A 17912-nucleotide genomic window follows, 5' to 3' on the forward strand; every position below is an offset into this window, starting at 1 on the left:
TGCATGAGGAAAGGCCGCGCCAGATTGCGCGGCCTTTCCTCATATGGCGGGCCTTTAAGCCAGGGCTCCGCGCCCCAGTTTCCACCCAAGGAAGCTGAACCCCGCCGTGGCCAGGCCGGGTATCCCATAGGTGCGGATGGCCTTGCGCACGTTGCGATAATCGCGCACGATCCAGCCGCGCTTTTGCGCGGCACGGCGCAGCGCGCGATCGGGGTTGATGGCCACGGCGGTGCCCACCATGCTGAGCATGGGGATGTCATTGGAGGAATCGGAATAGGCCGTGCAGCGCTCCAGATCGAGCTTTTCCAAGGCCGCCAGGGCCGCCACGGCGTGCTTTTTACCGGGGCCGTGGAGAATATCGCCCACCAGGTTCCCCGTGAAGCGCCCGTCTTTAACCTCGGCCACGGTACCGAGGGCCCCGGTAAAACCAAAGCGCTGGGCGAGGATCTGGGCGAGCTGCACGGGGGTGGCGGTAACCAGCCACACCTGTTGGCCCGCCGCCAGGTGCATGGCCGCGAGATCGCGGGTACCGGGGAAGGCCTTGTGCAGCATGTGGCGATCCACTATTTCCTCGCACAGTTCGGTCAGCTCCGCCACGCTGCGCCCCTTGATGAACTCTAGGGCCTGGGTGCGGCCCGCAGCCATGTCCTCGGCGTTCTCGGAGCCGGTGAGGCGGAACTTGAGCTGCTTCCAGGCGATAGGCAGGAGCTCGGAGAGCCGAAAGTAACGCTTGCGGGCCAATCCAAAGGCCAGGGCGATGAGGGAGGAACCCTGGATGAGGGTGTTATCGACGTCGAAGAAGGCGGCCACCCCGGCATCTTGCGGCACGCCGGGGTCGGTGGGGGAGACGCGCAGGGCTCCGGCGGCCTCGATGGAGCCGCTGACGGATTCGATGCCGGAGTGAAAGGACTCTAGAGAGATGCCGTAGTTTTCCTCCACCGCTGCGGCTGCGGCGGCGCGCCCAGCGGTCTCCTGCTCATCGTCGCCCAACGGGGGCAGCGCCGTATTGGAGAGGAAGCGGCGCAGGTTGCCGTGGCTGATCGACCAGTTGGCGAGAAAATCACGAGGGGAGGCGGGGAAGGAGGGCGGGCGAAGCTCATTCACGCCCACCATCGTAAGCCTGGTAGGACAGAAGTGTGCAGAGACATCATGTTCAGCTGATGGTGCGCGCCACCTGTGGTTCGTGCGCGCGGGTGGAGGCTCAGATCAGGCCGGTGATCCAGGAGCGCGGCGCCACCTTGGAGATATGCGACGTCGATAGCAATGCCGAATGGGCGGCGGAGTTTGGCGATAGGGTGCCGGTGGTGGTGATCGACGGGGAGGAATTTGCCTGCTGGGAGGTGGATAACGAGGAGTTAGGCCATGCTTTGTTGTTCTAGGTAAAGAAAGACTATTACCGTTGGCATCAACTAAAAAGATCTCCCTATTATCCACCTAAAGTTGGGGGATACGTGAGAAAGCGGTGAGTGGCAAGGTGAGTGTGCTCGTGGTGGGCATGTCGCATAGATCGGCCCCGGTGGCACTGCTCGAAAAATTGAGCATGGATGACGCGGTGCGCAACGAGGCAACGAGCCTCCTAGTGGAGCGCCCCGCGCTCTCTGAGGCGATGATCGTTTCCACCTGCAATCGCCTGGAAGTCTACGCCGTGGCTAAAGGCTTCCACCCTGGGGTGCACGACGTGGTGAGCGTGCTCCACGAGGTATCCGGGGTGGACATTGACACCCTGCGCGGCTACCTCTACGTGCGCTATGCCGACGCCGCCGCGGAGCACATGATGGCGGTGGCCGCGGGCCTGGATTCTATGGTGGTGGGCGAACAGCAGATCATCGGCCAGGTGCGCGGCGCGTACCAGGAGGCCACGGATAAGGGCACGGTGGGGCCCCTGCTGCATTCCCTGACTCAGGCGGCCCTGCACGCGGGAAAGCGCGTGCACACGGAAACGGGCATTGACGATGAGGGAGCCTCTATGGTGACCCTCGCGGTGGAATCGGCCCTAGAGGCACAGGATTTGAGCGGAGAAAAGCCGCTGCGGGGCCACGAGGCCCTGGTGCTGGGGGCGGGGGCGATGGCCTCCCTCGCCGCCACGCACCTGGGCAAACTCGGTGTGGAGACGTTGATCCTGGCTAACCGCACCCGCTCGCGCGCCGAGCGTCTGGCCGATCACGCCAGGCAGGCCGGGGTGAACGCCGAGGTCATAGATTTCGAGCAGCGCCGCGAGGTGCTGGATCGGGTGGATCTGGTGGTCTCTGCCACCGGGGCGGATTACTTTACGGTGACGCCGGGGGACGTCGGCAAGCGTCCCTTGACCCTGATCGACCTTTCCCTGCCCCGCGATATTGACCCGGAGATAGCGCAGCAGCCGGGAATGAACCTGGTGAATATCGAGAGTCTGCACCAGCATGAGGGGCGCAGCGCCAGCGAGGTGGAGCAGCAGGCGCGCGGCATCGTGGAGGAGGAACTCAACCACTTCACCTCCGAGCAGCGGGTACGCGATGTGGTGCCCGCCGTGACGGCTTTGCGACGCCACGCCACCCAGCTTGCCAATGCCGAGCTAGAGCGGCTGCGGGGGCGCGTGCCCGATATGGACGAAGCGGATTTTGAGGAAGCCGCCCGCACCGTGCGCCGCTTGGTGGATAAGCTCTTGCACGCACCCACGGTGCGGGTAAAAGAGCTGGCGATGACCTCGGGGGTGGTCTCCTATGAGTCGGCCCTTCAGGAACTCTTTAATCTCAACCCCCTGCCTAGCCGCAGCGTATCGCTGCCCGCCAGCGATCTCCCGAACAGCGATTTTACGGGCAAGGGTTTTACTGGCGGCGGTTCTCTTGCTGGTGATTCTCTCGTCGGTGATGAGCCGGTCAGTGATTCTCCGGTTAGCGATGCGCCGGAGCGGGACCCGCAACAAAATTAAGGAGCAGAGCAGATGAACACCCTGACGATCGGTACGCGCGGCAGCCTTCTGGCGACCACCCAGGCCGGACACGTGCGCGATGCTCTCACGGCGGCCGGGCACGAGGCGCAGTTGCACATCGTGACCACCGAGGGGGACGTGAACATGGCCCCGGTGGAGCGCATCGGCGTGGGCGTGTTTACCCAGGCCCTGCGCGAGGCGATGGCGAAGGGCGAATGCGTGGCGGCGGTTCACTCCTTCAAGGACCTGCCCACGGCCCCCGACCCGCGCTTTCACCTCGTCGTACCGCCGCGCGAGGACCCGCGCGAGGCGCTGATTGCCCGCGACGGCCTCACGCTCACCGAACTCCCCGAGGGGGCCAAGGTGGGTACCTCCGCGCCCCGGCGTATCTCTCAGCTCAAGGCGCTGCGCCCGGACCTGGATATTCGCCCTCTGCGGGGCAATATTGATACCCGCATGTCCAAGGTGTTCTCCGGCGAACTCGATGCCATCGTGCTGGCCTACGCGGGGCTCGTGCGCGTGGGTAAGCAGGATCGAGCCACGGAAGTCTTTGATACCGGCTATTTCCTCCCCGCCCCGGCGCAGGGAGCGCTGGCGGTGGAGTGCAGGGCTGACGACGCCCCCGCCGTGGCCGCCCTGGATGAGTTGGCGCACTCCGAATCCACCGATCGCGCCCGCGCGGAGCGCGCCCTCCTGGCCACCCTAGAGGCGGGGTGCACCGCCCCGGTGGCGGCGCACGCGGTGATAGAGGGGGAAGAACTGGTGCTGCGCGCCGGGGTCTTTGCCCTGGATGGTTCCCAGCGTCTTCTGGTGGAGCGGCGCGCCTCCCGGAATCAGGCCCAGGAGCTGGGAGTTATGGCTGCTCGGGAACTGCTCAGCGAGGGGGCCGCCGAGCTCATGGCGGGGTAGCCTGCCCTGGCGCGGCGGCGCTGTTATTGGGGCTGCCGCTGGTGCTCCTACTGGGATTGCGCGCCAAGAACTCCTAAAGTGGAGAGCCATCATGGCTTATTTACAGATCACCGATAAACAGGTGACGATTACCTTGGACTGGTGGGAAAAGCTCGCTGCGCACCGCTCCCACCTGACGATCCCCCTGCGCGCCGTAACGAACGCGCGCGCCGTGGAGGACGTGTTTGCCTTGCCAGAAATCCACGCCGCCGCGCAGGCCTCGGGGTCGGCGGCCTCGGCCACGAGAATCAAGGGACTGACCACCACCGGCACCTTTCAAACCCCACAGGGGAAAATCTTTGCCGTGTGCCATGCGGGTTCTGGCGGGCGCAGCGGCCGCAGTGGTCGTGAGGGGTTGGTGCTGACCTTGGATAAGGCCACGGTGGATTACATCGTGGTCACCACCCCGCTCGCACGGCGCTACGCCGAACAGTTGCAGCCGGAGGGGCAGCGGCGAGCCGCATGAGCCGGTTTCCTATTTAACTCAGCATATTTTATGGTGTAAATACCACATTGTGATTCTGCGGCGGCGCCCGGGGTATGAGATTGCGCCGCGGAATCGTACAAAACGCCTCGCGCTGTGTCTGGCACGCCCAGGTGGTGCCGCGCTGCCCGCGAGGTGTCTTTTGCCCCTGTCCAAGAACTAGAAAAGAAGCACATGAGTATGGCCCACCAGGCTTTTGCGCCTCAGAGCACGCCGCAGACCACCCAGCCGGGTACGGTCATCTTTGTGGGTGCAGGCCCGGGGAATCCAGATTTGCTGACCATTCGCGCCCGTGAGGTACTGGCGGAAACCTCCGTGGCGTATACCGACGCCGAGGTGTTGGCCGGGGTGCGAGAGATCGTGGCGGCTAATCTGCCGGTTCCGCAGGAAAAGATTGATAAGGCGGAAAAGGAATACGAGGCCCTTGTGGAGGAGGCCCGCAGCAACGGCGCTCGACGCAAACCCCCGCGCCCCGCGCCCCCCACGGCCGCGGATATTCGTGAGGTTAGCGACCCCGAACCTGCCGAGATCGCCGCGGAACTGGCCGCCGCCGTGCAGGAGGGCCACAACGTGATTCGCCTGGTTGCGGGCAACCCGCTCTCGCGGGAATCCGTGCTGGCGGAGATCACCGCCGTGGCGGATACCGGCGCGGAGTTCCAGGTGGTTCCCGGAATGTCCTTGCCCTCCACGGTGCCGGCCTTCGCGGGCATCGCCCTGGGCTCCACCTTCACGGAGACGGACGTCACCGGCGGTACTACGGACTGGGATCAACTCGCCGCCGCCCCGCAGCCGCTGGTGCTCCAGGCCATGCAGGGGGACTTGGGCACCATCACGGAGGAACTGCTGGATCGCGGCATGGGGGCGGCCACGCCGGTATCCGTGACCGTCAACGGCACCACGCGATTGCAGCGCACTTTCGACGCCACCCTGGGCACCCTCGCCAAGCTCGATGTAGACCTTCCCGGCCGCCTCGTGGTCACCCTGGGCACCGCCGTCGATGATCGCTCCAAGTATTCCTGGTGGGAAAACCGCCCGCTCTATGGTTGGCGAGTGCTCGTACCCAGGGCCAAATCCCAGGCAGGCCCCATGAGTGCGCGCCTGGCCAGCCACGGCGCCATTCCCCAGGAGGTACCCACCATCTCCCTGGAACCCCCGCGCAACCCGGCACAGATGGAACGCGCCATCAAGGGCATCGTGGAGGGCCGCTACCAGTGGATCATCTTCACCTCCGTGAACGCGGTGGACGCCGTGTGGGATAAGATCACCGCCTTTGGGCTCGACGCCCGCGCCTTCGCCGGAGTGCACCTGGGAGCGGTGGGCCGCAAAACCGCCGAGGCCATCAAGGCCTTGGGGCTCACCCCGGAGATCACCCCACCGGCCACCAAGCAGAACGCCCAGGGGCTCGTGGAGGTCTTTCCCGAATACGTGGAGGACCTTGACCCCGTGGGCCGCGTGCTCCTGCCGCGCGCTGATCTGGGCAGCGATCTTCTGGTGGAGGGCCTGCACGCCGCGGGCTGGGAGGTCGATGACGTGGTGGCCTACCGCACCGTGCGCGCCGCCCCGCCGAGCGCCGAGGTGCGCGACATGATTAAGACCGGCGGTTTCGACGCCGTGTGCTTTACCTCCGGCTCCACGGTGAAGAACCTCGTGGGCATCGCGGGGAAGCCACATCGGCGCACCATCATCGCCGTGATCGGCCCGGCCACCGCCCAGGTGGCCCGTGAGATGGGACTGCGCGTGGACGTCATGCCCGAGGAGGCGGACGTGCCATCCCTGGTGGACGCGCTGGCCGAACACGTGGCCTCCCTGCGCGCTGCGGGGCAGTTGCCGCCGCCGCGCAAGAAGCGACGGGCGCGTCGTAAAGCATAGGATTGAACTCACGCCTGTAGTAAGGAGTGAAAATGTCCGTGGAAGTGTACTTGACCGCTGCTGCGCCAGGTTTGACGGTTAAGAGCGTTGCAGAAGCCATCATGACGGCTCCACATGCACGCCTTGTTGGTGGCGCCATTACCTTGGACAAGGCACGGGTGAGGGTAGCGGAGGCCGACCCCGGAGAGATATGGGTAGACCTCCTCAATCACGATGATGAGGGTGCTTTTGTGGAGTTTGATTCCCTCTATGACCACCTTGTTCGGTCTACCCCGTGGGATATGTGGACTGGTTACGATGATGTCCCCGCTTTGTGCAAGAGCACGGGCATCGCCATGAAGCACCGTCCTCTCCTGGCTCGGGCTAGTTAACTGCCGACGCGGAAGCGACGGGCGCGTCGTAAAGCATAAAAACCACGCGCCTACTATGGGGACACAGCTCTATTCCCCAATCGGAAGGTTGAACCGTGCCCGCTACGCCGCCCGATCCCCAGAACTACCACCCGCAGGAGCCTTCGCGACGCCCCCGCCGCCTGCGCTCCACCCCCGCCATGCGGGAACTCGTGGCGGAAACCGCGCTGCGCCCGGCTGATTTAATTCTGCCGATGTTTATAGCCGATGGGATCACCGAACCCCGCGAGATTAATTCCATGCCGGGGGTGTACCAGCACACCACGGATTCCCTGCTGCGTGCCGCCCACGAGGCACTGGACGCCGGGGTGCGCTGCGTGGACCTCTTTGGGGTGCCGCTCCCGGAGGATAAGGACGCCACGGGTTCTGCGGCCTGGAACCCAGAGGGCGTGCTCAACCGAGGCGTGCAGGCCTTAAGAGCGGAGTTTGGCGATGATCTGCTGGTGATGGCCGATACCTGCCTGGACGAGTTCACCGATCACGGCCACTGCGGGGTGCTCAGAACTGACCGCCACGGGGCCACCATCGTGGATAACGATGCCACCCTGCCGTGCTATCAGGCGATGGCGGTGGCCCAGGCTCAGGCGGGAGCCCACATCGTGAGCCCTTCGGGCATGATGGATGGGCAGATCGCTGCGATCCGCGAGGCCCTGGATGAGGGCGGCTATCAGGACGTAGCAATCATGGCTTACTCGGCCAAGTATGCCTCCGCCTTCTTTGGTCCCTTCCGGGAGGCTGTGGGGTCCTCCCTCAACGGTGATCGCCGGGCCTACCAGCAAGACCCCGCCAATGCGCGGGAATCGCTCTTGGAGGTGGAACTCGACATCGCGGAGGGGGCGGACTTCGTGATGGTCAAGCCCGCCCTGCCCTACCTGGATATTCTGCACCGAGTGGCGCAGACCTCCCCGGTGCCGGTGGCCGCCTATCAGGTTTCCGGGGAATATGCGATGATTCAGGCCGCAGGGCAGCGCGGCTGGGTAGATGGGCAGCAGGTGATGATGGAATCGTTGCTTTCCATCAAACGCGCCGGGGCGAATCAGATTCTCACCTACTTTGCCACCGAGGCCGCGCGACTTCTGCGCTGAGTGGCCCAGGACTGCGCCAAAAATACAAGCACGATAGAAGGAATACGTGAACGAGCAAGAAAAGAACGCAGCCGCAACTAAACCCGGTCAAGGCTCCGCGCCCGAAAGCGTGATGCTTCTGGCCCGCGTGTGGGGTTTGGTGCTGCTGGCGGACGTCCTGCACGAGGTGGTCTCCGTTGTGATGACGCTCATGGATACCGGCCCACTGAAGGCCGCCGCCCGCGAGATGGCGGAAAACCAAGGCGGCGGAGTGGAACTTTCCGATTCCATGCTGGATGCGGTGGCGTATCTGGGGGTGGGCTTTTCCTTCTTGATCGCTCTGGGTGTGGTGGGCCTGCTGTGGTGGATGCTCACCCTGCTACGCAAGGGGCATAAGTGGGCTCCTGTGGCGCGCCGAATCACCATGATCTTCGCCTTCTACTTCGTGGTGCGCGCCGTGGCGGTGTTCTCCCTGGTTCCGGGCAGCACGGCGGTGCCGATGGCGTTTTATGCTATCGACGGCTCCCTACAGATACTCGCCGGAGTGGGTGCGGTGGTGACCCTGGTATTTGTATTCCGCCGCGAAACCCTCGTGTGGACGGGGGAAGTGAAGAAGGCCGAGTAGGGGCCGCCTTGGCTCCCCATGCGGGTGGGGCATATTGGGGCCGGGGTTCAGGCGCCCTGGCGAGCAAGCCTGGAAAAGATCACCAGGGCACCGGCCACCGCGCAGGAGGCGGCGAGGAAGAGCAGGGAAACCACCTGCACCGCACTGAGATAGCGCAGGAGCAGCGCCGCCACCGCGAGGGTGAGAAAGGCGGAGAGCCGCGATATAGAAGAACTCAGCGAGGTGAGCGCGCTGATATTTTCCGGGGAGACGTGCTTGCGGTAGGAAAAGTTGGAGTGGTTCACCAGCACCCAGAACACCGCCACGAAGAAGATATAGGGGGCTAGGGAGAGCACGCCCTCTAGCCGGCTAAAAAGCAAGATCGCCAGGCCGAAAATGGGAATGAGCGCCAGGGATAAGGTACGCAGCCGCCGGATGGAGAGGTTGTGGGTGGGAATCTGGCTCACAGCAATGCCTGTTATCTGGAAGAGCACGTAGAAGATCACCAGGCGCTCGGCGGGAGAGCCCTTTTCTAGGAAGAAGGCCTGCCAGAGCTGGAAGTGGGCCTGAAAGAAGATCTGCCCGGCGATGGAGAGCACCATGAAAACCTGCAACTCGCCGCTGCCGAGTAGTTCGGCCCAGCTGTGCTTGATTTGCCCCATGAGGGAGGAACCGCGCTGGTGGCCCGTTTCCGCGCTGGAATCAAGGTGGAAGTATCGCAGCACCGCCAGCACGGCGAGAAGAACAAGCCCAATGGAGATGAGATAGGGCGAGTATCCAAACTGGAAGTAGAACCAGGAGCCGATGATGCTGGCGGCCAGCATGGCGGCGAGGGATACCTGGTTATCACGGCGCACCAGGAGGGATATGCGCGCTTCTTTATTCCCGCTATCCCCGTCCGCGCGCTTGATAGCATTGATGACGTCATTATCAATGGTGCCCGATTCCAAGGCGGAGGCCACGCCATAGAGCATCCAGGCCACGCACATAAGCAGGAAGCCCTGGCCCAGAATGGCGACGGCAAAGAAAGCCAGCAGAACCACCTTTGACCAGAGGAAAAGGCGCTTCCTATCCATGCGGTCCGCGAGGATACCGCTGGGATATTCGGTGAGGATAATGCTCAGGCTGTACAGGGCGTGGACGAGGGCGATCTGGGTGAGCGAGAGCCCCTTATCCAGCAGCAGGGGCGTGAGAATCGCGTGGGGGAGGGCCAGGGCGGCGCTGATGAGGGCCTTGCTGAGGAGGAAGGTGGTGATAGACCTGCGCAGCGGGCCGGGGGGAAAGAGAAAAAGAAGAAATGGAGCATCACCGCCCTGCTTCAGAATGTATGCCTCATACATGGTTTGGTGAATTATCTTTGCACACCACGGCGCTCGTCCCACCCCATCGGTAGGATCACCAGACATGTCCGCCGATTCTTCTTCCCAGGTTCCTGGTGCCCTCCGCGTGGCCTACTGGCTCTCCGTGGCGGGGGCCGTGCTCATGCTGCTTTCCGCCTTCATCGCGCTCAGCGATATTTCCCAGGCCACGGAGGGCAGCGTGCGGGTGAACCTCGGGGTGGTTGGCGGCACGAACCTGGTGGCGGGGGTACTGGTGGCGTCGTTCGCGGCTCACCTGTCCAAACCCGGAAAGCCGGGGCTGCGCGCTCGTCGCATAGTGGCAGCGGCGATCACTGCGAGCATTGCGGTGAGCGTGCTGGGGCTGATAACGCAGGCGGTGGGGGTGGCGATCTTGCTTCACGTTATTGTCCTGGCCTTCGCCGCCTTGGCGATGTTCCGCCCTGCCGCCAGTGATTTTTTGCGGGGCATATCGGAGTAGGGTGCTCTGGTGAAATACGGAGAAAGGCGGGCAAGGATGGCTGACCAAGTAGCTCAGGCAATTAGCCAGGCCAAGGCGGCCGCTGCGGAGGCGGGCTTTGGCGATCCTCAAGCCCTGGGGGAGTCCGGGCGCAAGACCTCGCTCACTTTTGAATTGCAGGGGCTTAACGACGCCCCGGAGATCGCGCAGATCGAGCGGGAGCTAGAGGAGATACCGGGGGTTCACGCCAGGATTGTGTACCACTCCGCTACGGCATGGGTGACGGCTCCGGAGGGGTTGATGCCCAACCTCGTGGTGGAGGTATTTGAGCGTTTTGATGTTCGGGCGGTGCTCACCGACGATGCCCTGCGCCGTCAGAGCCTGTACCGCTCGGAGGGCGGCGATCCGTTCTCGATGCCGCCTCGGCGGCGTCGTGGCGGCAAGCAGGAGCGACGCCGGGCCGAGGTGGAGTTGCGCTCCCTGGAACGCGCCCGGGCGGAGGGATTCTTTCGTTCGGAATCCGCGTGGTTGACCCCGGAGGCCGGCGCACAGGCCAGGCGGCAGCGCAGCGAGGGCGATGTGCTCTACACCGCCCGCGATCTCATCACCACCCCGAGGTTGATTCTGGCCTTATTGCTCACCGTTCCGGTGGTGATTCTCAGTTATTTCTCCCAGGCGCAATTTTCCGGCTGGCAGTGGGTGTGCGCGCTGCTTTCCCTTCCGGTGGTCACCTGGTGTGCCTGGCCCTTCCACCGGGCCTTGGCGGGCGGGGTGCGTCGCGGCGCCGTGGCTCTCGACGGCGCGAGTTCCATCGCCATCGTGGGGGCCTTCGTGTGGTCGCTGGGCACGCTGTTATTTACCGAGGTGGGAACGCTCGGCTGGCGGGGTACGCCAGATGTATTCGCCTTCACCGCGCAGCGCTTTAACCAGGAAGAACTGTTCTTTGACGTGGCCTGCGGTACCACCTTGCTGCTTCTCGGTGGGCGCAAGCTCTCTATTCAGGCGCGTTCCTCCCTCCTCGATGATCTCGCCGCGCAGCGGATTGATCCGCAGTCGATGGTGACGCTCGTGAGCCACAATCGCGTCACCGGGCAGCCGGTGGCCGAGGAGGTGCCGGTGAGCGAGATCAATGTGGGCGATGATGTGGTGATTCAACCCGGCCAGCGCATCCCGGTCGATGGGGTGGTCATCGGCGGCAGCGGCACCGTGCGGCCCGGCGTGGTGGAAACGGTATTGCCGCGTTCGGGCGGAGTGGTGCCGGTGGAGGTGGATTCCCCGGTGCGCGCCGGGTCCATCAACACCGGGCAGCGGATCAAGGTGCGGGTGCAGCGCACCGGGCACCGCACCCGCATCGCGGGAGTGGAGCGCTGGGTTTCGGGGGTCAATGCCCTGCAAAACACGGCGGTGATGCTCTCCACCCGCAGCGCGCGCATGCTCATCCCCGCGGCGTTGATCGTGGCGGGAATGAGCTTTGCCGGGTGGGCGCTGGCCACGGGTAACCCGGCGTTGGCCTTTGGCACGGCCTTGGCGGTGCTGGCCTGCGTGGCCCCGGCGGCGCTGGCGCTCTCCTCGGCGCTGGCGCTGCGCCTGGGCGTGGAGACGGCGGCACGGCACGGAATGTTGCTGCGGGAGGGGGCCGTGATGCGCCGCCTTCAGGGCGTGGACACGGTGATCTTTAATCGCGTGGGCGCGCTCTCGCACTCGGATATGACGGTGGAGACGGTCACCGCTGACCTCGGTGAGAATCCCGATTTGGTGCTGCGCGTGGCGGCGGCGCTGTGCCTGGAATCCGATCACACGGCCTCCCGCGCCATCGTGCACGCCGCGCGCCAGGCCCGCGATCACGATACGAGCGAGGATATTCCGCACTGGATTGACGTCAATCACGTGCACATTGACGGCGAGGGAGCCTTTCACGGCACCCTGGAACTCCCCGTGCGCGATCAGGGCGGCTGCCACCTGCGCCAGATGAGCGCGAGCCTGTGGCGGCCCCACGATCTCTCCGAGCTCACCGGCAGGCTTGCCGACGCCGCCTTTGCCGCCGGTACGCCCCTGGTGGTGCGCTGGAATGGCAAGGACCGCGGGGTGATCTCCCTGCAAGATACGGTGCGCGAGGACGCCGCCGAGGCCGTGGCGCAGCTGAACTCGATGGGCCTGGAAACCATGATGCTCACCCGCGATGCCTACCCGGTGGGGCGTCGTTTTGCCCGTCGCCTGGGCATCTCCCAGGTGCTGGCCGGTATCTCGGCCTCTCGCAAGCCCTATGCGGTGCGCGCGGTACACACCCGGGGCGCCAGGGTGGCGATGGTGGGAGATTCCTCGGTGAGCGAGTGCCTCAAGGTGGCGGACGTGGGCATCCTCATCAACGGAGGAAATCAGCTGGATAAGGCCAGCCGTTCCGATTCCTCGGAGGCCGATGTGGTGCTGCTGCGCCACGACGTGAGCGCCATCGCGCAACTGATGGCCCTGGCCCACAAGGTGTGCACGGTGGTGGATCGCAATATCCTCTTCGCCTGGGCCTATAACGCGGTGGCGGTGGTGGCCTCCGTGGCGGGGCTGCTGCACCCGATGGCGGCCACGGTGCTCATGCTCGCGGCGTCGCTAGTTATCGAGGCGCGATCGAACGCGGTGCGCAAGTATCCCACCGGGTAGGGCAGAATCGAGGGCATGAGCTCAACCGCACGCCGCCAGTTATCCTCCGCCCCGCTTCTCGACGCCATCGCGGGCCGCACCCCCACCCGCACCCCGGTGTGGTTCATGCGCCAGGCCGGGCGCTCCCTGCCGGAGTACCGCCAGGTGCGCGAGGGGATCGGCATGCTGGATTCCTGCTTTATGCCGGAACTACTGGCGGAGATCACCCTGCAACCGGTGCGCCGTCACGATGTGGACGCCGCGATTTTATTCTCCGATATTGTGGTGCCGCTCAAGGCCGCCGGGGTGAACGTGGATATTGTGGCCGGACGTGGCCCGGTGATGGAAACCCCGGTGCGCAGCCGCGCGGACGTGGAGGCCCTGCCGCGTTTGGAGGCTCCGGTGCCGGGATTGAGCGAGGGAATCGCCGGAATCCTGGGGGAATTGCGCGATGACCAGGTGCTCATTGGCTTTGCCGGTGCCCCCTTTACCCTGGCCAGCTACCTGATCGAGGGCGGCCCTTCCAAGGCACACCAGCGCACCAAGGCGCTCATGCACACGGAGCCGGATACCTGGCATGCCCTCATGGAGCGCCTGGTGGAGATCGTGGTGGCCTTCCTGCGCCAGCAGATCGAGGCGGGCATTGATGTGATGCAGCTCTTTGATTCCTGGGCGGGCTACCTCAGCGCCAAGGAATACCGGGAGTACGTGCTGCCCCATTCCACCCAGATTTTCTCCGAGATCGAGCAGGCGGGTATTCCCCGCATCCACTTTGGGGTGACCACCGGGGAACTCCTGGGAGATATGGCCCTGGCGGGTGCGGACGTGGTGGGGGTGGACTGGCGCGTACCGCTCGATGAAGCCGCCCGGCGTATCCACGCGGCCGCTAGCTCCAAGGTGCTCCAAGGCAATTTGGACCCGGCCATGCTCTTTACCGGGGAGGACGTGCTGCGCGGGGAGATTCGCCGGATTAAGGAGGAGGCGCGCCGCGCGATAGAAGCCGGGCACGCCACCGGGCACATCTTCAACCTGGGCCACGGGGTGCTGCCGGATACCCAGGCCGAGGCCATCACCAAGGCCGTGGCCCTGATTCACGAGGAGGCTTAACACACATGCGTTATGCGATTATCGGAGCCGGAATAGCGGGCCTGGCCTGCGCCTATGAGATTGCCCGCGGCGACGAGGGCGCTCAGGTGGAGGTCTACGAGGCCGCCGATCGCCCCGGCGGCAAGCTCTTCACCGTGCCCTTTGCCTCCGGGCCGGTGGACATGGGGGCGGAGGCCTTCATCGCCCGCGATGAGTACGCGGTGGCTTTGTTCGAGGAATTGGGCTTGGGTGAGCGCCTGGTTCACCCCTCTGGCCTGCGCTCCCTGGTGTACACGGGTGGCCGCACCGCCGCCCTGCCCCAAGGCACGCTCATGGGTATTCCCGCCACCGGGGAGGCCGTGGCCCACTTGGTGAGCGCGGAAACCGCGCAGCGTATCGACACCGAGGCCACCGCCGAGCCCCTGGCCTGGACGCCCGGCCAGGAGGCCAACGTGGGCGAACTGGTGCGCCAGCGCTACGGTGCCGAGGTGGTGGACCGCTGCGTATCGGCCCTGCTGGGCGGGGTGTATTCCTGTGCCGCCGATGATCTGGGGCTGCGGGCCACCATTCCCGCCCTGGCCGAGGCGATGGACGATCTGGCGCGCCGGGGCGAGCCGGTGCGCCTTTCCACGGCGGTTGCCGCGGTATTGGAGCGGCGTCAGGGCAGCGGCACGCTGCATAAACCGCTCTTTGCTGCCTTTGAGGGCGGGTACGCCGATCTCTACGAGGCCCTGGCGGAGCGCAGCGGGGCACAGATTTACGTGGATGCCTTCATCTCCGGGGTGGAGCGCGCCGGGGCTGGGTTCCGCCTCAAGGGGGCGGGGGAGGGCACCTACGATCGCGTGATATTGGCAACTCCGGCCCCCACCACCGCGCTCCTGCTGGGGGCGGTAGCCCCGCAGGCCGCGGCCGCGTTGAAGGGGGTGCAACTAGCCAGCAGTGCCGTGGTGGGCATGCGCTTTGATTCCGCCGAGGGGCTGCCGGAGAACTCCGGGGTGCTCATCGCCGCCGATGAGCCCGGCCTGCACGCCAAGGCCTTTACTCTCTCCTCTAAGAAGTGGCCGCACCTGGCAGAGCGCGGCGGGGCACTGGTGCGCGCGAGCTTCGGGCGTTTTGGGCAGGACGATCTGGTGCGCGCCGAGGAGGACGATCTGGTGGATTATGCCCTGGATGATTTGCAGAAGGTCACGGGCTTTGATGGCCGCGCGGTGGGCCTGAGCGAGATCTTTGTGCAGCGCTGGTTTGGCGGTCTGCCGCGCTACGGGGTGGAGCACCTGGATACGGTGGCGCGGGTGCGTGAGGCTTTGGCGCAGGTACCCGGCGTGGAGGCCACGGGGGCCTGGGCCGGTGGGGTGGGGGTTCCTGCCGTGCTTGCCGACGCCCGCGAGGCCGCCAGGAGGGCGCTTTCTTAAAAGCATATGCCCTTTCCTTTAGCCTGCTTCTCCCCATGGGAGAGCAGGCTTTTCTTTGATTTTATTGCAAATTTGAGGTTCTTTTTATTTGTGATGAAATTATAGCGATACTTGCATTGTGATGGGATGTACATATTTGACACTTTAGGGTTCCCTAAATTATGAGATACTTTCTCTACTTTGGTATTTTAATTTCGCTCATTTATCTTTCGATGCACGCTCAACTTTCCCGCGCTGCCGGGGTGGGTGCGCGCCGGGAGGCGGGTGGGGCTAAAATAGCTATCTATTGATTGATAGAAAAGGAGAGGGCTATGCACCTACAACCGCGAGAACAGGAAAAACTCTTGATCGTGGTGGCTGCGGACCTCGCCAGAAGGCGCCAAGCCAGGGGACTCAAGCTGAACTACCCAGAGACCGTGGCCATCCTCACCTACGAGTTGATGGAGGGTGCGCGCGATGGCCGCACCGTGGCCGAACTGATGAGTTGGGGAACCACAATTTTGCGTCGGGAGGACGTGATGGAAGGGGTGCCGGAGATGATTGATGACGTTCAGGTAGAAGCCACCTTCCCGGATGGCACCAAGCTCGTCACGGTACATAATCCCATCCGCTAATCGAAGGAGTATGAAGTGATACCTGGTGAATATGCGTTGGTACAAGAACCGCTGATCTATAACAAGGGTAAGGAGGCCATCACCATTGAGGTAAAGAACACCGGTGATCGTCCGGTGCAGGTGGGGTCCCATTATCACTTTGCCGAGGCCAACCCGGCCCTCGACTTCGACCGCCGCGCCGCGTTGGGCCGCCGCCTCGACATTCCGGCGGGAACCGCGGTGCGCCTGGAACCGGGGGATAGCACCACCGTGGGGCTCATCGAATTGGGCGGAAACCGCGTGGTGCGAGGGTTCCGCAACCAGTTCAATGGGCCGGTGGATAAGGGCTCAGTGGATAAGGGGGAGCAACGGTGAGCTTTCAAATGAGCCGCGCTCAGCACGCCGCCCTCTACGGTCCCACCGTGGGGGATATGGTGCGCCTAGGCGATACCGAGCTCTTTGCCCGCGTGGAGCGCGATCTCACCGCCGATGGTGAAGAGGCCGTTTTTGGTGGCGGCAAGATGATCCGCGTGGGCATGGGGCAAAACGGCGAACATCGCCGCGATGACGATGCCCAGATGCCGGATCTGGTGATAACCAACGCCCTGGTGATTGATTACACCGGCATCTACAAGGCCGATGTGGCGGTGCGCGATGGGCACATCTGCGGAATCGGGCACTCGGGCAACCCGGACATGATGGACGATGTGACCATTCCGATTGGCACCTCCACCGACGTGATCGCCGGAGAGGGCAAGATTCTTACCGCAGGGGGCATTGATACCCACATTCACTTCATCAGCCCCGATCAGATTGAAACGGCCCTGACCTCCGGGATCACCACCATGATCGGCGGCGGCACCGGCCCCTCGGAGTCCACCAAGGCCACCACCATCACCCCCGGCCCCTGGAATATCGCGGCTATGCTGCGCTCCTTCGAGGCCTTCCCCATGAACTTCGGCCTGCTGGGTAAGGGGCACGCCACCCACACCCGTGCTCTGGCCGAGCAGATCGAGGCCGGGGCCATCGGGCTCAAGGTGCACGAGGATTGGGGAGCCACCCCCTCCACCATCGACCTTTCCCTGCGCGTGGCCGAGGAATACGACATCCAGGTGGCCATTCACACCGATACTCTCAACGAGGCCGGCTTTGTGGAGTCCACCCGCGAGGCCATCGGCGGACGGGTGATTCATACCTTCCACACCGAGGGCGCGGGCGGCGGGCACGCCCCGGACATCATCACGCTGGCCGGGGATAGCAACGTGCTCCCGGCCTCTACGAACCCCACCCTGCCGTACACGCGCAATACCGCCGAGGAACACCTGGACATGCTCATGGTGTGCCACCACCTGCGCCCCGATCTCCCCGAGGACGTGGCCTTTGCGGACTCGCGCATTCGCACCGAGACCATCGCGGCGGAGGACGTGCTGCACGACCTCGGGGTCTTTTCCATCACCTCCTCCGATTCGCAGGCGATGGGGCGCGTGGGGGAGACGATTCTGCGCACCTGGCAGGTGGCCGATTCCATGAAACGTCAGCGCGGACGCCTCGCGGGCGACGTCGAAAGCGGAGAGCAAGGCGATAACCTGCGGATACGCCGCTACATCGCCAAGTACACCATCAACCCCGCCATCGCCCAGGGCATTGCCGATTCCGTGGGTTCGGTGGAGGTGGGCAAGTTTGCCGACCTCGTGTTGTGGGAGCCCAAGTTCTTCGGCGCCAAGCCGGACGCCATCATCAAGGGCGGGCAGATCGTGAGCAGCGTGGTGGGTGACCCGAACGCCTCTATTCCCACCCCGCAGCCCGGCCTGTATCGCTATGCCTTCGGCGGCTACGGCAGCGCCCCGCAGCATAACTCGATCACTTTCCTCTCCCAGGCCGCCGTGGCTGCCGGAGTGCCGGACAAAGTGGGCCTGCGCAAGCAGATTCGCGCCTGCTCCGGTATCCGAAGCCTCAGCAAGAAAGACCTCAAACTCAACGACGCCACCCCACACCTCACCGTGGACCCGGAAACCTACGAGGTGCGCGTGGATGGAGAACTCATCACCAGCCAGCCCGCCGAACGTCTGCCGTTGGCGCAGCGCTACTTCCTCTTCTAAGGAGCAC

At 64.4% G+C, this 17912-nt stretch carries 17 protein-coding genes; 15 read left to right on the forward strand and 2 right to left on the reverse strand.

Features of this window, described 5'->3' with window-relative positions:
• Positions 1 to 54: 54 nt before the first annotated feature.
• A complete protein-coding gene (locus tag Clow_RS01695; RefSeq protein WP_055175381.1) occupies positions 55 to 1113 on the reverse strand; it encodes an HAD-IB family hydrolase in 1059 nt (352 codons plus the stop codon).
• Between the two features lie 47 nt (positions 1114 to 1160).
• On the opposite strand from Clow_RS01695, the gene Clow_RS01700 reads away from it, so the two are divergent.
• From Clow_RS01700 to Clow_RS01735, 8 genes are all read left to right on the forward strand, one after another.
• Positions 1161 to 1379: a glutaredoxin family protein gene (locus Clow_RS01700; protein WP_055175383.1), complete on the forward strand. Its 219-nt coding sequence runs from the start codon at positions 1161 to 1163 to the stop codon at positions 1377 to 1379.
• Positions 1380 to 1474: 95 nt separating this feature from the next.
• Complete coding sequence (locus Clow_RS01705; RefSeq protein ID WP_082418499.1) at positions 1475 to 2908, forward strand: glutamyl-tRNA reductase; 1434 nt, start codon at positions 1475 to 1477, stop codon at positions 2906 to 2908.
• A 12-nt stretch (positions 2909 to 2920) separates the two neighbouring features.
• Entirely contained in the window at positions 2921 to 3817 is an 897-nt protein-coding gene (gene hemC / locus Clow_RS01710) for a hydroxymethylbilane synthase (RefSeq protein ID WP_055175385.1), read from the forward strand.
• A gap of 91 nt (positions 3818 to 3908) precedes the next feature.
• Entirely contained in the window at positions 3909 to 4322 is a 414-nt protein-coding gene (locus Clow_RS01715) for a hypothetical protein (protein WP_055175387.1), read from the forward strand.
• Positions 4323 to 4520: 198 nt separating this feature from the next.
• Positions 4521 to 6209, forward strand: a complete 1689-nt coding sequence (locus Clow_RS01720; RefSeq protein ID WP_055175389.1) for a bifunctional uroporphyrinogen-III C-methyltransferase/uroporphyrinogen-III synthase — start codon at positions 4521 to 4523, stop codon at positions 6207 to 6209.
• 101 nt (positions 6210 to 6310) lie between these two features.
• Positions 6311 to 6580: a hypothetical protein gene (locus tag Clow_RS01725; RefSeq protein WP_156334532.1), complete on the forward strand. Its 270-nt coding sequence runs from the start codon at positions 6311 to 6313 to the stop codon at positions 6578 to 6580.
• 95 nt (positions 6581 to 6675) lie between these two features.
• Positions 6676 to 7704: a porphobilinogen synthase gene (hemB, locus tag Clow_RS01730; protein WP_082418460.1), complete on the forward strand. Its 1029-nt coding sequence runs from the start codon at positions 6676 to 6678 to the stop codon at positions 7702 to 7704.
• A 46-nt stretch (positions 7705 to 7750) separates the two neighbouring features.
• Complete coding sequence (locus Clow_RS01735) at positions 7751 to 8308, forward strand: hypothetical protein (protein WP_055175393.1); 558 nt, start codon at positions 7751 to 7753, stop codon at positions 8306 to 8308.
• A 47-nt stretch (positions 8309 to 8355) separates the two neighbouring features.
• On the opposite strand, the gene Clow_RS01740 is transcribed toward Clow_RS01735, so the two are convergent.
• The gene (locus tag Clow_RS01740; protein WP_082418462.1) at positions 8356 to 9693 is read right to left on the reverse strand and encodes an MFS transporter; all 1338 of its coding nucleotides are present in this window, start codon (positions 9691 to 9693) and stop codon (positions 8356 to 8358) included.
• Between Clow_RS01740 and Clow_RS01745 the strand changes: the two genes are divergently transcribed.
• The 7 genes from Clow_RS01745 to ureC all read left to right on the forward strand — a co-directional run bounded on the left by Clow_RS01745 (position 9692) and on the right by ureC (position 17905).
• A complete protein-coding gene (locus Clow_RS01745) occupies positions 9692 to 10105 on the forward strand; it encodes a hypothetical protein (RefSeq protein ID WP_055175397.1) in 414 nt (137 codons plus the stop codon). The genes Clow_RS01740 and Clow_RS01745 overlap by 2 nt on opposite strands.
• 36 nt (positions 10106 to 10141) lie before the next feature.
• Positions 10142 to 12736: a heavy metal translocating P-type ATPase gene (locus Clow_RS01750; protein ID WP_055175400.1), complete on the forward strand. Its 2595-nt coding sequence runs from the start codon at positions 10142 to 10144 to the stop codon at positions 12734 to 12736.
• A gap of 15 nt (positions 12737 to 12751) precedes the next feature.
• Positions 12752 to 13822 carry a uroporphyrinogen decarboxylase gene (gene hemE, locus Clow_RS01755; protein WP_055175402.1) on the forward strand — a complete coding sequence of 357 codons (1071 nt, stop codon included), beginning with the start codon at positions 12752 to 12754 and terminating at the stop codon, positions 13820 to 13822.
• 5 nt (positions 13823 to 13827) lie between these two features.
• The gene (locus Clow_RS01760) at positions 13828 to 15213 is read left to right on the forward strand and encodes a protoporphyrinogen oxidase (RefSeq protein ID WP_055175405.1); all 1386 of its coding nucleotides are present in this window, start codon (positions 13828 to 13830) and stop codon (positions 15211 to 15213) included.
• A 311-nt stretch (positions 15214 to 15524) separates the two neighbouring features.
• The gene (locus Clow_RS01765; RefSeq protein WP_055175407.1) at positions 15525 to 15827 is read left to right on the forward strand and encodes an urease subunit gamma; all 303 of its coding nucleotides are present in this window, start codon (positions 15525 to 15527) and stop codon (positions 15825 to 15827) included.
• Between the two features lie 15 nt (positions 15828 to 15842).
• Positions 15843 to 16181 carry an urease subunit beta gene (locus tag Clow_RS01770; RefSeq protein WP_055175409.1) on the forward strand — a complete coding sequence of 113 codons (339 nt, stop codon included), beginning with the start codon at positions 15843 to 15845 and terminating at the stop codon, positions 16179 to 16181.
• Between the two features lie 8 nt (positions 16182 to 16189).
• Entirely contained in the window at positions 16190 to 17905 is a 1716-nt protein-coding gene (gene ureC / locus Clow_RS01775) for an urease subunit alpha (protein ID WP_211256920.1), read from the forward strand.
• The last annotated feature ends 7 nt before the right edge of the window (positions 17906 to 17912 follow it).

This window comes from Corynebacterium lowii (genome assembly GCF_001412085.1).
GTDB lineage: Bacteria > Actinomycetota > Actinomycetes > Mycobacteriales > Mycobacteriaceae > Corynebacterium > Corynebacterium lowii.

Coding starts and splice junctions, on each gene's coding strand:
- Clow_RS01695 (WP_055175381.1), bottom strand. CDS start 1,113: ATGGTGGGCGTGAATGAGCTTCGCCCGCCCTCCTTCCCCGCCTCCCCT.
- Clow_RS01700 (WP_055175383.1), top strand. CDS start 1,161: ATGGTGCGCGCCACCTGTGGTTCGTGCGCGCGGGTGGAGGCTCAGATC.
- hemC (WP_055175385.1), top strand. CDS start 2,921: ATGAACACCCTGACGATCGGTACGCGCGGCAGCCTTCTGGCGACCACC.
- Clow_RS01715 (WP_055175387.1), top strand. CDS start 3,909: ATGGCTTATTTACAGATCACCGATAAACAGGTGACGATTACCTTGGAC.
- Clow_RS01720 (WP_055175389.1), top strand. CDS start 4,521: ATGGCCCACCAGGCTTTTGCGCCTCAGAGCACGCCGCAGACCACCCAG.
- Clow_RS01725 (WP_156334532.1), top strand. CDS start 6,311: ATGACGGCTCCACATGCACGCCTTGTTGGTGGCGCCATTACCTTGGAC.
- Clow_RS01745 (WP_055175397.1), top strand. CDS start 9,692: ATGTCCGCCGATTCTTCTTCCCAGGTTCCTGGTGCCCTCCGCGTGGCC.
- Clow_RS01740 (WP_082418462.1), bottom strand. CDS start 9,693: ATGTCTGGTGATCCTACCGATGGGGTGGGACGAGCGCCGTGGTGTGCA.
- Clow_RS01750 (WP_055175400.1), top strand. CDS start 10,142: ATGGCTGACCAAGTAGCTCAGGCAATTAGCCAGGCCAAGGCGGCCGCT.
- hemE (WP_055175402.1), top strand. CDS start 12,752: ATGAGCTCAACCGCACGCCGCCAGTTATCCTCCGCCCCGCTTCTCGAC.
- Clow_RS01760 (WP_055175405.1), top strand. CDS start 13,828: ATGCGTTATGCGATTATCGGAGCCGGAATAGCGGGCCTGGCCTGCGCC.
- Clow_RS01765 (WP_055175407.1), top strand. CDS start 15,525: ATGCACCTACAACCGCGAGAACAGGAAAAACTCTTGATCGTGGTGGCT.
- ureC (WP_211256920.1), top strand. CDS start 16,190: ATGAGCCGCGCTCAGCACGCCGCCCTCTACGGTCCCACCGTGGGGGAT.